Here is a 16,151-nt window from a genome sequence, read left to right as displayed (position 1 = left end):
TCTTATTATACTAATAAATACTTCGTAATGATCGGATTTGTTACTCAGAAAGATGAACTGACATTGGCGGAGGTGTCATTCATGGGAAAGGAGATAAATATGAGCAGTGGAGTAAACAGCACGGGACAGACATACGCTCTGGATATGCAGAAGGTTTCAAAACGTTTTCCAGGTACACTGGCTGTTGATAAGGTAGATTTCCGTGTGAAAAAAGGTGAAGTGCATGCTCTGATGGGAGAGAATGGTGCGGGAAAATCAACTCTGATGAAAATGCTGAACGGTTTGTTTAATGACTATACAGGAGATATCTACATTAACGGAGAGAAGAAACTTCTCCATTCCCCGACAATGGCCAAGGAAGCAGGAATCGGAATGGTATATCAGGAACTTTCTCTTGCAAGAAGAATTTCCATTTATGAGAATCTTCTGGTGGGAAGACTTCCTAAGAAAGGTATTTTTGTAGATAAGAAGAAAGCAATTGAGGAGTCAAAGAAACTTCTTGCAAGAGTGGGACTGGATTATATTGATCCGACTATGGATGTTTCTGAAATCAGCCAGTGCGAAGCACAGCTTGTCGAGATTGCGAAAACTCTTGGCTTTAATCCATCCATTATTGTTATGGATGAGCCCACATCCGCTCTTTCCAGCGACGAGGTTGAACGCCTTTACAAGATCATCCGTCAGCTGAAGGCAGAGGGGCTTGCAGTGGTTTATATTTCCCATCACCTGGCAGAGATCTTTGAGATCGCAGACAATGTTACAGTTATGCGAGATGGTAAGCTGGTAGGCTCCTGTGCAGTAGCTGATACGAATCCGGATAAGCTGGTTGAGATGATGGTAGGAACTCCTGTAAAGAATTTCTATGAGAACCATAAATCCATGGTACAGGATGAAGTTGTACTGAAGGTTGAAGATTATACACACTGGGGATTTTTCCATCATGTAAACTTCGAGCTTCATAAGGGTGAAGTACTTGCTATCTGCGGACTGGCCGGGGCAGGAAGAACAGAGATCGCAAGAGCACTGATCGGTGTGGATAAGGCCGATGGTGGAAAAGTCTATATACATGGAAAAGAGACGCATTTCAGGAACTTCGGAGAAGCTATCGCCGGAGGACTTGGATATCTGACAGAGGATCGAAAAGTCGTAGGTCTGGCACTGAACCAGACAGTTGGTGATAATGTGACCTCCTGTATTATCGATCGGAATTCCAACGGTATTTTCTACAACCAGAAGAAACTGAACGGACTGATTGATGAGAAGATCAATGAGATGAGCGTTTATCCGGCAGACAGAGACCGTCTGGTAAACAGCTTCTCCGGTGGAAACCAGCAGAAGGTGCTGATGGCCAAATGGCTGGCAGCAGGTGTTGATATCCTGATCCTGGATGAACCTACACGAGGTGTTGATGTTAATGCCAAGCAGGTTATCCATAATGTAGTTAAGGATTATGTATCAAAAGGCAATTCCGTAATTCTTCTTTCTTCTGACCTTCCGGAAGTTGTGGGACTTGCAGACAGAGCAGTGATCTTACGTGAAGGACATACGATCGGAATGATCCGGAAAAAAGATATGACGGAAAATTCAATACTGATTGCAGCTAATGGGGAGGGAGAGTTCGTATCATGTCAGAAGTAAATAAAAATGGAAATACTGCCGCTCCAAAGGTAGATACAAGAAAAACAGAGATCAACAAAGCCAGCCTGATCTTTAATCAGCTTGGCATCTGGATCATTGTTGCAGGACTTATCATTCTGGGAATGATCATTTCGAAAGGACAGTTCTTCGGAAAAAGTAATATCCAGTCTATTCTGGAAGCAGTAGCCCTGACCGGTATGGTCTGTGCAGGACTGTTCTACGTTACATATTCAGGAAACATGACAGATATGTCTGTGCCGATCACAATGGCATTCGGCGGAGTTATGGCAGTACAGTGCATTAACTTCGGTTTTGTGGGATCTATTATTGCAGGACTTCTTGCAGGTGCCCTGATCGGTCTGATCAACGGTTTCATGATCGGTAAGATGAGAGCCAACGCCATCATCTGGACACTGGCGGTAAATCTTTTGATATCCGGTGTCATACGAGTAGTATGGCAGGGAAAAATGCTCTACGCAGAGGATATCGCGAAAGAGAGCATGCAGTCATCTGCTGAAAAGTTTTACGCGATTTCCAGAACCTATATCGGTGGAGCAATCTCCCTGATGGCAATCGTTATGCTGGTTATGTTTGTGATCTCATGGGTGATTCACACAAAAACAGCATTCGGACAGAAACTGAAGATCATCGGTACCAATTATGAGGTAGCGAAATTTTCAGGAATCAACTGTACAAAACAGATCATTATCGCATATGTGATCAATGGTCTCTGCAGCGCAACAGCTGGTATCTTTTATGCAGCTCTCAGAAAATGTGCTTCCTACGAAAACGGAACCGGTTATGATTTTGATGCTCTGACTGCGATCCTTCTGGGTGGCGTTTCCCTGAACGGTGGAAAAGGAAGTATTGTTGGAACCTTCGGTGGTGTTCTTGCTTATGGTATCCTCAACAATATTCTTTCCTGGATCGGTCTTGGAACATACACCAAGTATCTTGTCCAGGGTATCGTATTCCTGTTCATCGTATGGTTAAACACACATTCAAACAGAAAGTTGGGTAAAGCATGATGGAGAAGAAATTTAAGCTGAATGCAGCAATGATCAACAAAAACCGCGCATTTTTATTACTTGCGATCGTACTTTTCTGTGGACTGTTTGTGGACAATTTCTATACAGCCTACAATATCCGGGCAGTAACAGGTAACGGAAGTCTTGTTATCTGGCTGGGACTTGGATTTACTATCGTCCTCATTGCAGGGCATATGGATATGACAGTTATGTACATGTCAACCTTTGCAGCACTTCTTACACTTGGGCTTCACAGCAACCAGAAGCTTCCGTGGGCAATCTGCATTCTCATCGGTGCTCTGATGGGTGTTGTAAACGGCCTGATCATGGGACTGCTTGTTACAAAGCTGAAGATCCACGCATTTATCGCAAGTATCGGTATGCAGCTGGTTCTCAAGGGAATCATGTATGTGTACTGTAACGGAAGTGAGCTGAGTATCGGAAGAGATTATGATCTGAATGAGAAGCTGAATAATCAGCGGCTTCCATTTCTTCCATTCTCAACGTATTTTATTATCACAACACTTTTTGTAATCCTGGTAATTGTAATTCTTCGTTACACAAGACTTGGAAGAAATATCCATATGGTAGGTGGTAATGCAGAGACAGCATGGCTTGCAGGTATCCACAGTGACCGTGTTGTAATAGCAGCATTTATCATTTCCGGACTTGCAGCAGGACTTGGCGGAGCATTGAACGGAATCTATTCCGGCGCGGCGAATGTAACCATGGGTGAAAAAGGAATCTCACCTTTCTATATGGCATTTACAGCAACTGTTATCGGTGGAACAGATATCTACGGCGGCAAAGGAAGCGTAGGCTGGACCTACATTTCTCTTCTGATGATCGCGTTCCTGAAATCTCTCTGTAAATCCACAGAGCTTCAGGTACTGGTTATCGGTGCAGCACTTGTGCTTTGCCTGATCTATGAGACAGTTGCAAAATACAATAAAGATAAGATCCTTGGACGTCGTCCGAATCTTCATCTGGAACATCTCAAAGAGATGAAAGGTGCAAAATAAGTAATGAAAATAATAGGGGGAATTAAAAGCGGAGGGAGCTTTTAATAAAATAAAACTATATAAGGTATAGGAGGAAGAAAACATGATGAAAAAGAGACTGGCGGTTCTGTTATGTGGTGCTATGTTGTTAGGTACGGGGTCTGTAGCATTTGCAGAGGAGAACACAGACGCCCAGGCAACTGAGGCAGAGGCAAGTGATGAGAGTGCAGAAGAGGAAGCAGTAGAAGTTCCGGACGCTGCAAAAGATTCTTACGACAAACTGCAGGAAGCAGAGAAAACATTAAAAACAACAGATGACCATCTCATGATGGAAGCACCGCTTAGCTTCGATGTTCCGGAAGTAGACGGAGATGCTGCATATTGTGAAGACAATTACGAAGAGACAGATGCCAATCACTGGCATTACAAAGAGTATCTTGACTGGGACGAGGCAAATGATGCAAAATTCCCGGAGTCACCGGCAGATGGACAGGAAGGCAAAAAAGTTATCTTGATCGTTCATGGTGCACATGCCTGGACAACATGCTACACAGAAGCTTTCCAGAAAGCATGTGATGCAGTCGGAATGGAAGTAACTGTTTATGATCCAAACTGGGATCAGGGAAATCAGGACAGCTACATTGACCAGGCGATCAACGAGCATCCGGATGCAATCGCATTGATTCCGCTTTCCGCTGACCATGCAACACAGCAGTTCAAGAAGATCACAGACGCTGGAATCCCGGCATTCTGTGTAAATACAACACCGGAAGCAGAAGCTATGAACTACATCATTTCCTACACTGGCCCGAATGACTGGTACCAGATGAGAACACTTGCCGATATGCTTGGCGAGAAGATGGAAGGCAAAGGAGGAGTTGCTTACATTACACATAACGTAGGTGGATCTCCTTACTATGCACGCTGCTATGGACCTATGACAGAGCTTGCTGAGAAATATCCGGATATCGAGACACTTGATATCCAGTCTCCTGGATTTGAGGCTTCCAAGGTTAAACAGGTCGTATCCGACTGGATCACAAAATATGGCGATAAATTAAATGCTATCGTTCTTGCAGATGACTCTGACCAGGCTATCGGTGCAGCTGAGGCTTGCGAGGCAGCAGGACGTGACGATATCGTAATCGTTGCAGCTGGTATCTCCAAACAGGGTCTTGACCTTGTAAAAGACGGAAAACTTTATGGTATGTCCTATCAGACCTGCCAGGGTGATGCTGGTCTTGCAGTTCGTACAATCTCCGAGTGGTTCTGTGGCATTGATGTAAACCGTGTAAACTATCTGAGAACAGACGTTGTTACTTCTGAGAACACAGCAGACTTTGAGCCGTGCCAGTGGTAATAAAAAAGAATAAACATGTCTGCTGATGCGGATGTCTGGATGCCGTCTCCTTTGAGGGAGGCGGCATTTTCAAACTGTGGATTGTGAAGAGCTTATGCAGCAGTGGCTTGTGTGGGCATGAATAATGGAGGTAATGGGATGAAAGCAGAAGAAGTTAGGATCTCCGAATGGGAAGGATATCAGAGAAAGGATTTTAAACTGGATGGCCATGAGTGTATCCTGGTCATGCCGAAAGAAGTGCATCCGGGAAAACCATGGGTATGGCGCGCAGAGTTTTTCGGAGCTTTTGATTATGCAGACAGAGCACTTCTTGAAAAAGGCTGGCATATTGCATATATGATGATCAGCGACATGTACGGATGCCCGGAATCCATAAGCCTTATGGAAATGTTTTATCAGTATATCACAGAGGAAGAAGGCCTTAATAAAAAAGCAGATCTTTTCGGCTTCAGCCGAGGCGGTCTTTATTCTGTCAATTATACGGTGAAAAATCCTGAAACGATCTCCACGCTGTATCTGGATGCGCCGGTTATGAATGTGACGAGCTGGCCGGGAGGATATGGAGCAAGTGAGCGTTATTCAAAAGAATGGGAAGAGTGTAAGGCAGTTTATCATCTCACAGATGAGAATGCCCTGGAGTTTAGGGGGAATCCTCTGGACAAAATGCCTCAGCTTCTTAAAGCGGGGATCAGGATCATGCTGGTAGCGGGTGCGGTTGACAGTGTTGTGCCTTATCAGGAAAACGGTGCCAATCTGGCCAGATATTATGAGGAAAACGGCGGCCAGATCAAAGTGATCGTAAAACCGGACTGTGACCATCATCCGCACAGTCTGGAAGATCCTGCACCGATCGTAGAGTATATTGCAGATAATTTCGAGAGAAACTGAGAAGAGATATACTTAAAAACAAGTATGTCTACCAGAAACTAATCATAAACAGCCAGAAATTAAGAATTGTACACATTGGCTGACCGGGGTACAATATAGGCAATTCAAAAAACAATTAGACGAAATGCAAAGGCGCATTTGTTGTAGAAATACAGCGAATGCGCCTGTTTTTTACCAGAATGAACGCAGGATGCAGAGGCAGATCGCGGGATGATTTTTAGAAAGAGAGGGAATGTATTATGGCAAAGAGCGAACAGGTAATCAAAGATCTTGATAGAGTGATCGGACTGATCAACACAGATATGAAAGATATTCCGGCAGAGGAGAAAAAACAGATGGTGGCAGATACCATCGATCATTTTGACAACTATGTAAGCCCGGGCTGGCTGAAATACCGTAAATCTGTTTCTTCTGACTCTGAGCAGGGTGCAGTTCTTGAGTGGCAGGATGAAGGAGCTTACTGCTATGGACTGAACGGAGAAAAATTTATCGACTGTCTTGGCGGCTTCGGTATTTACACCTGTGGTCACAGAAATCCGGAGATTCTGAAAACCGTAAAAGCGCAGCTTGATCATCAGGCACTTCATTCTCAGGAGCTTCTTGATCCGCTTCGTGGATATCTTGCAAAAGCACTTGCAGATATCACACCTGGCGACCTGCAGTACTGCTTCTTCACAAACGGCGGTGCAGAGGCCGTTGAGATGGCTCTGAAGCTTGCACGTATCGCAACCGGCGGAAGATGGTTCATTTCCACAGTAGGTGCTTTCCATGGCAAGAGCATGGGTGCAATTTCCATGGGTGGTAAGAGTACATACCGTACTCCTTATATTCCGATGGTACAGCAGGTGCAGCATGTGCAGTATGGTATTGCAGATGATGTAAGAAAAGCGATCAAGAACCTTCAGGCAGTTGGAGAGAAGGTTGCCGGTGTGATCCTTGAGCCGATCCAGGGCGAGGCTGGCGTTATCGTTCCTCCGGCAGGATACCTTCAGGAGGTTCGTGAGATCTGTGATGAGACAGGTGTGGCGCTGATCTTTGATGAAATCCAGACAGGTATGGGACGTACCGGTACAATGTGGAGATGTGAGGCAGAGGGTGTTACACCGGATATCATGACATATGGTAAAGCTTTCGGCGGCGGTATCATGCCGATCACAGGTATCATCTGTAAACCGAAGATGTGGGTTCAGGATCTGATCGACAACCCATGGCTTCTTGGCTCTCCTACATTTGGCGGAAACCCGGTATGCTGTGCAGCAGCTATCGCAACTATCAAATATATGCTTGAAAATGATATCCCGGGTGTCTGCAAAAGTAAAGGTGAGATCCTGAAAGCAGGACTTCAGAGCCTTGCGGAAAAATATCCTGAGATCATCCAGGAGGTTCGTGGTACAGGTCTTATGCTTGCAGTTGAGTTCCATACATGTGAGCTTGGTTATGAGACTGCAAAGGGTCTGTTTGCAAGACGTGTCATGACAGCCGGTACTCTTGTTAATGCGAAAACCATCCGTTTCGAGCCTACAGCTGTTATCTCCGAACAGGATATCAAGGATGTTATCTCCAGAATGGACGAGGCTCTTGCTGATACAAAGAAAGAACTTAATGTATAAGATAAGACAGAATTTTACAGAGAGTATTTTTTATGCGGAAAGGCATCGGCTTAGCTGGGCTGATGCCTTTTCTGAATGAATTACAAAGCATTTATATTGATGGATATGCTGCAGAGATAGACGTGAATATCTGAGTTAATGATCAATGTATTTTTTCAGAAAGGGATGATATTATAAGATGAGCTTATGCAGAATAGAAGTCATCACAAGCCTTGCAAAATTTTCCAGCCTGAAATCTGCACTTAGTAAAGCCGGTGTCAGAGGTATGACTGTTATTGGCAGCGTCTTTCTTAATAAACGAGATAAACGAAATATTTTAAATCGTTTGTCAAGTACTTTTTTCAACTTTTTTCAAACTCTTTTTTTGATGAATCTCTGTCTCGCTGACAGCTTGTTTACTTTATCACATCCACAAGCGTTTGTCAACAAGTTTTTTCATTTTTTTGAAAAATTTATTTTTTTCAAAAAAATGACGGAGAAGGAGGGATTTGAACCCTCGCGCCGCGTTAGCGACCTATACCCTTAGCAGGGGCACCTCTTCGGCCTCTTGAGTACTTCTCCAGACTCCGAACTTATAATTTCTTATTAAATTGGAGTGCATTTCTTCTGTGTTTTCATCCGAAACGCATGGTTAATTATATCCGAAAGATATAAGTTTTGTCAACACCTTTTTTCATTTTTTTACATTAATTTTATCTTAGCGCGATTGACCAATCATATTATCCCCTTAGACAGGTGGCTACGCACGACACGCTGTCCGTGTGGACAGCGCAGGGAAAGTCCATCTCAGAGTTCCGAAGTCCGAGGGCTTCCCTGCCCCCCACCCTCTTGGGCACGGAACAAGCGCTACATCTTCGATATATAATGCGACTGACTTTTATTATGGAATCTTATGCCAAGCTGATTACTGTCTGAGCCGATATTATTCCGGAACGTTGTGCCGAGCTGATTCTTAGATACAACATTCCTCCTGAACAATTTCTGTATGACACTCTACTGCCATGCATCATTGAATACTATCTCGAACTGTTCACTTTCCGCAACCGGCCTGTGTGCACAGCCGAGGAGCTGGCATATGGGCGGGGCGCTCTGCAGGAGGTGTGACAACTACTTAGGCTCTGAAAGGTGGCGTTGTTTTTCAAAAGTTCGCTGTCTGAGCGCAGCGAGTTCGGACTTTTGGAAAACGCTTTTAGCCACCTTTCAGAGTCTTAGTAGTTTCCACCGACGAAGCCTGTCCCGCCCATATGCCAGCTCCTCGGCGTCCGTCAAACCACGAAATCCCGCAACACCCAAAGAAAAGAGGCCGCACATGCAGCCTCTTACACACATAACTATAGAAACTATAAGTAACCCAACATCAGATCATCCAGAAATTATCCGTGCAGACAATCCTCCTGTAAGTCTCAAACTTAAACCACTTATTATGAAACTCCGACTTATTATCAGCAGCCTCAAACTCCCTCAAAAACATCTGATAATCATCATTACTGCGGATCTCCAAGGCAAAACCTCTCTCATCCACAACAGGAAGCCCCATAAACACATACTCATCCAGCGGAATAATATCCTGCACCCTCTTATCACGGATCAGAACAGCCGCGCTATCCTCCAGAGACACAATATCAAAATAGCCCGGATACTCAAAGCTGTCACCCTCAACAGGCACCACATCCCCTACATGATAAGTCTTAACCTCTTTATCCGCCTTGGAAAGCAGCGCATTCTCAAGGTTAAAATAAAACTCCTCAAAAACATAACCGCCAACCTTCACATCATCCTTCTGGAAATAAGGCTTCTCCCCCTCAGTATCAACCGATTCCACAACACCACATGCAGAAGTCATATGACTCACACGGTCGATCAGGATCAGCTCACCAAGAGTCTTATTCCTCTTAAACTCATCCAGCACAACCTTATCAGAAAGACCGATTTTGCAAAGAGCGATCTCATTCTTCTCAATCGTATCCGCATGCAGATGCTCCCCGGTATTTACATCCGTCTTAAACTCAATACTCTTAACCACACCTGCGATCTTCTTGGTACCAAGCTTCACAAGATACTCCTTGCCCACTTCAAGCCTGGAATCATCCATCCATAGAAGCGTAGCCTCAAAGCTCTTTGCAACAGGGATCTCATTATTATTGGTAAGAACACATCCACGGCTGACATCCACTTCTTTATCCAGCTGAATCGTAACAGCCTGACCGGCAACAGCCTCTTCACGGTTGTCACTGCCCACCAGGATCGTCTTAACAGCCGCTGTCTCGTTGCTTGGGAGCGTTGTGATGATATCGCCTACATGAACCCGGCCACTCTCGATCTGGCCCTGGAAACCGCGAAATTCATGGTTTGGACGGGAAACACGCTGAACAGGCAGATAAAACTCGCTGACATTCTCAGCCTCGGAAACATCCACAGTCTCAAGATGATCCAGAAGAGCTTTGCCCGTATACCACGGCATATTCGGAGACTTCTTCGTTACGTTATCACCCTCTGTAGCACTGACAGGAATGATCACAACATCCTGAAGACCCAGAGTCTCAGAAAGCTCATTGATATCCTTCACGATCTCGTTAAAACGGCTCTCACTGTAACCAACAAGATCCATCTTATTAACAGCAAATACAAAATGATGGATACCCATCAGAGCGCAGATACGTGCATGACGCCTTGTCTGCACCAGAACCCCCTGCTTCGCATCCACAAGAATAATGGAAAGCTGAGCAAAGGAAGCTCCAACCGCCATGTTCCTTGTATACTCCTCATGTCCGGGAGTATCCGCAACGATAAAGCTTCTTTTATCGGTTGTAAAATAACGATACGCAACATCAATGGTGATTCCCTGCTCACGTTCTGCCATCAGGCCATCCAGAAGAAGAGAATAATCAATGGCACCACCTCTGGAACCTACCTTGCTGTCCAGAAGAAGGGCTTTTTCCTGGTCCGCATATAAAAGCTTGGAATCATAAAGAATATGACCGATCAGTGTAGATTTTCCATCATCTACACTTCCGCAAGTGATAAATTTCAGTAATCCGCTCATCCTAGAAGTACCCCTCTCTCTTTCTTTTTTCCATGCTGGCAGCTCCGCCGTCGGAATCAATAACACGTGTGGTTCTCTCAGATTCCACAGAGCTTAAGGTCTCGTCAATGATCTCGTCCAGTGTCTCCGCGTCAGACTCGATACCACCTGTCAGAGGATAGCATCCGAGAGTACGGAAACGGACCTTTTTCATCTGCGGCTCCTCCCCCGGGTTCAGGCGCATTCTGTCGTCATCCACCATAATGATGTTGCCGTCTCTGTATACAACCGGACGCTCTTTTGCAAAATACAGCGGAACGATCGGGATATTTTCTCTCTTAATGTACTGCCAGATATCAGTCTCAGTCCAGTTGGAGATTGGGAAAACACGGATGCTTTCACCTTTGTTGATCTCAGTATTGTAAAGCTTCCACATCTCCGGACGCTGGTTCTTCGGATCCCAGGCCTGCTCTGCATTACGGAAGGAGAAGATACGCTCTTTTGCACGGCTTTTCTCCTCGTCACGACGACCGCCGCCAAAAGCAGCTGTGAAACCATATTTCTTAAGAGCCTGCTTCAGTGCTTGCGTTTTCATGATATCTGTGTATGCGGAGCCGCTGTCAAAAGGATTGATACCCTGCTTCACACCATCCTGATTAATGTACTCAAGCATTTCGATTCCCAGATCCTTCGCGGTTTTGTCACGAAACTCTATCATCTCTTTAAATTTCCATGTTGTATTTACGTGAAGAAACGGAAATGGCGGTTTCTCCGGATAAAAAGCCTTCATTGCAAGATGAAGCATTACAGAACTGTCTTTTCCTATAGAATAAAGCATTACCGGCTTCTCGCACTCTGCTGCAACTTCACGGATGATATAAATTGCCTCTGCTTCCAGCTCATCCAAATGTGATAATCCACTCATATCTGATCTCATCCTCCTGTTCCGGCCGCCAGAACCGGCAGCGCTTATCTTCTGGTCTAATATTTATTCGAATTCCGTCGATCCACATCGATCACGGATGTAGAACCGTCCGTTTTTGTAATGATCCAATGAAGGATATCCCCTTCGCTTTTTACATTCATGATACTTCCGTTCCCGCCGATATCCGCACCAAGGAAAAAGTCGATGGCACCGGCTTTACATTCCTTTACACAGGAAACGCAGCCCCAGCAGTTTTTCGGATATTTCATCACGGCTTTTTTGTCTTCCATGACGATCAGGGTTCCCGGACATACTTCACTGCATTTTCTGCAGCCAACACATTTTTTCTGATCAATTCGTATGCTCATATGTGTCCTCCTTTACAATGTCGCGAAAAATCATCCTGATCTCGCCGTTTTCCAGTTTCGAATTTACATATTTATAAAATTTCTCATCTGTTTCCGGATGATCCAGATTTTCGTTAAAAGAATGCCATCTGGTCTCTTTGCGGTTTTTCAGATGAGCGATCAGTGAACGGCACACAATGAGACGCTCCCGAAGTTCGTATGCAAACATCAGCTCATGCATATCTGCTGCCGCTGTTTTTTCGGCAAGAGCCTGAAGCTGAAGGATTTTTTCATCTGCAAGAGCAAGCTGCTTCTCATTAAACTGATAATTAGAAGCAATTCCTCCCGCATATTCATCCATGACTTTCTGCATAGCCTCTTCCAGCTCTTCCACGGAAAATGCCGGTGCGTCTTCATTTCGGAACTTTTCGTACTGGGAAAGAATCTCCTCTTCCTGAACCTTGATCTCTGTCTCAGTCTGAACATCTGCTTCCTTCAGAGTTCCGGCCTTAAACTGTTTCACCATATCCAATGCTGCAAGCTTTCCTTCTGCAAGAGCTCCTGTTACATATTTCTGCGGACATCCACCTGCAACATCACCAGCTGCATATAGCCCCTTTACCGTGGTCTCACGGCCTGTGTTTACCCAGTAGCCGCTGGCTGTATGACCGCCTACGATATACGGCTCTGTTCCCTGGATCTCCACATCCTGCTCGCTGGGGCTCTTTCCGCTTTCGATCCATTTCAGAGTCTGGCTCGGTGCCATGTTGAGATAAGCCTTCAGAAGATCCTCATCCTGTTCCTTCGTGATCCCTGTAGTCTTCAGGTAACACGGGCCGTGGCCAAGCTGATTTTCCCGAACTGTTCCGTAAACTCTCTCGCTTGTGGTCAGTCCGTATTTTGTCTCATAGATCTCGCCAGCTGCATTGATCTGTTTTGCGCCGACACCCTGTGCGATGGTTCCCGTAGGAGCAATGGTATCCTTGCAGCGAAGTGCGATAAAACGCATCTCAAAGGACGTCATCTCCGCACCTGCCAGGATTCCCATTGCGTATCCGGCACCTGTGTTAAACGGCGGATACCACATCTTATGTCTGGAAAATCCCGGATTGTTCGGCTTATAAAGTCCGGCCGCTCCGCCTGTTGCAGCAAGAACTGCCTTTGCCCGGATAATGTATGCGGTTTCTTCCATAATAGAGAAACCAACCGCTCCGTAAACCTGTCCGTCTTTTACAAGAAGGTCTGTGATATTTACATAATTCAGAACGTCTACGTTCTCAGCTTTATGAACTGCATCAGCAAGAAGTGGTTTAAAATTTTCACCGTTGATCTTGATGTTACGGTTTCCTCTGGCTACATAATCACCATTTTCATCCTTCAGGATCACAAGCCCAAGCTTTTCCATCTTTGCAGTAACTTCGTTGAAATTCTCCGCTGCTGTAAGAAGAAGGTCCTGCCTTACGATCCCGGCGGCATCCTTTGTTGCATAATCTACATAATCCTGCGGCTTGCGGCCTTTTACAATATAGGCATTGATTGCATTAACACCTGCTGCCAGACAGCCGCTTCGTCTGATATTTGCTTTTTCTGCGATCAGTACCCTGCCGGCTTTCTGTTCTGAGAGAACCAGCGCCGCATAGCAGCCTGCGGTACCTCCGCCTATGATCAGCACATCTGTTGTAATTTCCTTTGTGTTTAATCTGTTTTTCATACTCATCACTCTGTTATCTGAAGCTCATGTACAGTTACATTTTTCTCTTTATCTACGCCAAAAGCCTTCAACACCGGATTTTCTGCATCCATAAGGGAGAGGATCAGATATTCGATGTTCAGGTCAAATGCAAGTCGTTTATCTTCTTCGGAAGGCCTTGACGGAGACTCCGGATGAGAATGAAAGTTTCCGATCATCTGATATCCGTTCTGACGGATATCTTTGATCGCGCTCAGCTGTTCCTTCGGGTCCATGGAAAAGTGCTCGTTGCTTTCATCGATATTTGTCAGCAGATACACCTTCTCGATGGTTTTTACATCGTCCTCAATGGTCCCGCCCAGAAGGCCGCAGGACTCATTGGGAAGTCCTTTTCTGCAGTGGTCTAATATTTTCTCGTAATCTTCTTTTTTAATTTCAGCATTTCTTCGCAGCCTCCAATGGGTTTCTATACTTAATTTATAACGTCTGCACCCGCAGACAATTCTTTAGTGTTTCAGCTCGCACACAGCCTGCTCATAATCGATCAGTTCTGTGATCGTCGGATCATCGCCGCATACCGGGCAATGATGATTCTTCGGAAGCTTCACGGTACGGAATGTCATCTTCAGCGCATCGTAGGTAAGAAGTCTTCCTGTAAGAAGATCACCCTGTCCGATGATATACTTGATCGCTTCCATTGCCTGAAGGCTTCCGATCACGCCGCCCATGGCTCCGATCACGCCAGCCTGCTTACAGGTCGGTACGGCGTCCTTTGGTGGCGGGCTCTGGAATGCACATCTGTAGCATGGTCCCTGTCCCGGGACGTAGGTCATCAGCTGTCCCTGGAAACGGATGATCCCTGCATGTGAAAACGGTTTCTCAGCCATTACACAGGCATCGTTGATCAGGAATTTTGCAGGAAAGTTGTCTGTTCCGTCAAGAATGAAATCGTAATCTTTGATCAGATCCATGATGTTGCTGGAATCTACAAAGGTATGATATGTATTTACAGTAACGTCCGGGTTGATTGCTTTCATGGTCTCAGCCGCAGACTCTACCTTCAGTTTGCCGACATCTGCAGTTGTGTGGATGACCTGTCGCTGAAGATTGGAAAGATCTACCTCATCTGCATCCGCGATCCCGATGGTTCCCACACCTGCTGCTGCAAGGTAAAGAGCTGCCGGTGCTCCAAGTCCGCCGGCTCCGATGATCAGAACCTTGGCATTCAGAAGCTTTTTCTGACCTTTTACTCCAACCTCCTTCAGGATGATATGGCGGGAGTACCGCTCAAGCTGCTCATTTGTAAAAGCCATTATCTTGCGCCTCCTCCCATGTAGTACAGGAACTCAACAACGTCGCCGTCCTTTACCTCTGTTTCCGGAACGTCTGCCTTGCTGATGAATTCATCGTTGATAGTTACGGTTACATACTCAGGACTTTCAATATCCTCTTTCTCAATAAGCTCTGTAAGCTTCAGTCCGTCTTCGTACTCTTTTTATTTCCTGCAACTGTGATTGTCATTTCTCTGTTCTCCTATTCTTCAACTTTTCTTACGATCAGTGTATAAGTTCCGTCTTCGTTGTCCTCGAGCTTCAGGATCTGATGTCCTTCTTCCTTCACGCTTCTCGGCACATTCTGTACCGGCTCGCCATCGTTCATTTTGATCGCCAGGATCTGTCCGTCATCCAGCTCCTCAAGTGCTACCTTTGCTTTTACAAAGGTTACCGGGCAGACCACATCGGTAATATCTACGGTATCATCAATCTTAATATCAGCCATTGTATGCTCCTTTCAAAACTTCCTGAAGTTTTTCAGCGCCTACCCGGTCGATGGTAAATTTAAAACGCTCTCCCGGATTTGCATAGTCATCAAAGAACTGGATCGCTGCATCGGTCACTCTGAAAAGCTGCTCCTCAGAGGTGATCAGCGGAAGGAATTCCTGTCCCTTGCTGATGTGATTTCCAAACGTTCCGCCAAAGGAAACGATATATGCTTCGTTTACATCCCATGCATCCACCGGACAGGATTTTGCACATCTGCCGCAGTAGTTACATTTCTCTGTATCGATCACCAGCTTGTCATCCTCAAAGGAGATAGCGTTTTCTCTGCAGGCCTTTTCGCAGACACCACAGTGGATACATGCATCCTCTTTCCAGCTGACCTCAGCTGCTCCCTTGATCCCTACATCATTCTCCTCTGCCTTCAGACAGTTGTTCTGGCATCCGGTAACACCGAATTTGAATTTATGAGGAAGCTCTCTTCCGAAATATCTTTCATTTAATTTCACTGCAATGTCATAGCTGTTGATATTTCCGCTTGGACAGACAGCGTTGCCCTGGCAGGCTGTAACTGTACGGACTCTCGGTCCGCAGACACCAGGCTTGCATCCGCCTTTTGCAAGATCATCCTTTACATCATCAATATCATCTAATTTAATGAACGGGATCTCAACTCCCTGTCTAGAAGTAAGATGTACATATCCGTCACCGTATTTCTCAGCTACTTCTGCGATCTTCTTAAGGTTTTCTGCGGTAAGTGTACCGCCTACACAGGCAAGACGAAGAGAAAAATTATTTTTCTGCTTCTGTCTCATGAAACCACCTTTTTTTAATGTAGCGTAATCTACTTTTGCCATAACGAAC

Annotated in this window: 15 protein-coding genes and 1 tRNA gene; 6 read left to right on the top strand and 10 right to left on the bottom strand. The window is 45.4% G+C overall.

Features of this window, described 5'->3' with window-relative positions; translation table 11 throughout:
* Window positions 1-81: 81 nt before the first annotated feature.
* From CK1_RS12785 to CK1_RS12760, 6 genes are all read left to right on the top strand, one after another.
* Window positions 82-1,638 carry a sugar ABC transporter ATP-binding protein gene (locus tag CK1_RS12785; protein ID WP_015526626.1) on the top strand — a complete coding sequence of 519 codons (1,557 nt, stop codon included), beginning with the start codon at window positions 82-84 and terminating at the stop codon, window positions 1,636-1,638.
* A complete protein-coding gene (locus CK1_RS12780) occupies window positions 1,626-2,666 on the top strand; it encodes an ABC transporter permease (protein WP_015526625.1) in 1,041 nt (346 codons plus the stop codon). The genes CK1_RS12785 and CK1_RS12780 overlap by 13 nt, the downstream gene beginning before the upstream one ends.
* A complete protein-coding gene (locus tag CK1_RS12775) occupies window positions 2,663-3,688 on the top strand; it encodes an ABC transporter permease (RefSeq protein WP_015526624.1) in 1,026 nt (341 codons plus the stop codon). The genes CK1_RS12780 and CK1_RS12775 overlap by 4 nt, the downstream gene beginning before the upstream one ends.
* An 82-nt stretch (window positions 3,689-3,770) precedes the next feature.
* The gene (locus tag CK1_RS12770; RefSeq protein ID WP_015526623.1) at window positions 3,771-5,027 is read left to right on the top strand and encodes a sugar ABC transporter substrate-binding protein; all 1,257 of its coding nucleotides are present in this window, start codon (window positions 3,771-3,773) and stop codon (window positions 5,025-5,027) included.
* A gap of 138 nt (window positions 5,028-5,165) precedes the next feature.
* The gene (locus CK1_RS12765; protein ID WP_015526622.1) at window positions 5,166-5,915 is read left to right on the top strand and encodes an alpha/beta hydrolase family protein; all 750 of its coding nucleotides are present in this window, start codon (window positions 5,166-5,168) and stop codon (window positions 5,913-5,915) included.
* A 239-nt stretch (window positions 5,916-6,154) separates the two neighbouring features.
* A complete protein-coding gene (locus CK1_RS12760; RefSeq protein ID WP_015526621.1) occupies window positions 6,155-7,525 on the top strand; it encodes a putrescine aminotransferase in 1,371 nt (456 codons plus the stop codon).
* Between the two features lie 473 nt (window positions 7,526-7,998).
* On the opposite strand, the gene CK1_RS12755 is transcribed toward CK1_RS12760, so the two are convergent.
* The 10 genes from CK1_RS12755 to CK1_RS12710 form a co-directional block, all read right to left on the bottom strand.
* Window positions 7,999-8,086, bottom strand: a tRNA-Ser gene (locus CK1_RS12755).
* Between the two features lie 796 nt (window positions 8,087-8,882).
* The gene (locus CK1_RS12750; RefSeq protein ID WP_015526619.1) at window positions 8,883-10,568 is read right to left on the bottom strand and encodes a sulfate adenylyltransferase subunit 1; all 1,686 of its coding nucleotides are present in this window, start codon (window positions 10,566-10,568) and stop codon (window positions 8,883-8,885) included.
* A gap of 1 nt (window position 10,569) precedes the next feature.
* Window positions 10,570-11,484 carry a sulfate adenylyltransferase subunit CysD gene (gene cysD / locus CK1_RS12745; RefSeq protein WP_330383055.1) on the bottom strand — a complete coding sequence of 305 codons (915 nt, stop codon included), beginning with the start codon at window positions 11,482-11,484 and terminating at the stop codon, window positions 10,570-10,572.
* Window positions 11,485-11,528: 44 nt separating this feature from the next.
* Window positions 11,529-11,840 (bottom strand): 4Fe-4S dicluster domain-containing protein, encoded by a 312-nt coding sequence (locus CK1_RS12740; RefSeq protein ID WP_015526617.1) that lies wholly within the window; start codon window positions 11,838-11,840, stop codon window positions 11,529-11,531.
* Window positions 11,824-13,530: an adenylyl-sulfate reductase subunit alpha gene (locus CK1_RS12735; RefSeq protein WP_015526616.1), complete on the bottom strand. Its 1,707-nt coding sequence runs from the start codon at window positions 13,528-13,530 to the stop codon at window positions 11,824-11,826. Before CK1_RS12735 ends, CK1_RS12740 begins: the two co-directional genes overlap by 17 nt.
* Before the next feature lie 5 nt (window positions 13,531-13,535).
* Window positions 13,536-13,943 (bottom strand): M67 family metallopeptidase, encoded by a 408-nt coding sequence (locus tag CK1_RS12730; protein ID WP_306289104.1) that lies wholly within the window; start codon window positions 13,941-13,943, stop codon window positions 13,536-13,538.
* 72 nt (window positions 13,944-14,015) lie between these two features.
* A complete protein-coding gene (thiF, locus tag CK1_RS12725; RefSeq protein ID WP_015526615.1) occupies window positions 14,016-14,822 on the bottom strand; it encodes a thiazole biosynthesis adenylyltransferase ThiF in 807 nt (268 codons plus the stop codon).
* Entirely contained in the window at window positions 14,822-14,953 is a 132-nt protein-coding gene (thiS, locus tag CK1_RS18400; protein ID WP_353611252.1) for a sulfur carrier protein ThiS, read from the bottom strand. The genes thiF and thiS overlap by 1 nt, the downstream gene beginning before the upstream one ends.
* Before the next feature lie 89 nt (window positions 14,954-15,042).
* Entirely contained in the window at window positions 15,043-15,288 is a 246-nt protein-coding gene (locus CK1_RS12715) for a sulfurtransferase TusA family protein (RefSeq protein WP_015526613.1), read from the bottom strand.
* Window positions 15,281-16,144, bottom strand: a complete 864-nt coding sequence (locus CK1_RS12710) for a ferredoxin-like domain-containing protein (RefSeq protein WP_015526612.1) — start codon at window positions 16,142-16,144, stop codon at window positions 15,281-15,283. Before CK1_RS12710 ends, CK1_RS12715 begins: the two co-directional genes overlap by 8 nt.
* Window positions 16,145-16,151 lie beyond the last annotated feature (7 nt).

Origin of the sequence: Ruminococcus sp. SR1/5 (assembly GCF_000209835.1) — a bacterium.
Classification (GTDB): Bacteria; Bacillota; Clostridia; order Lachnospirales; family Lachnospiraceae; genus Blautia_A; species Blautia_A fusiformis.
The sequence above is the reverse complement of the archived record's forward strand: the minus strand, read 5'-3'. Positions and strand labels throughout refer to the sequence as shown.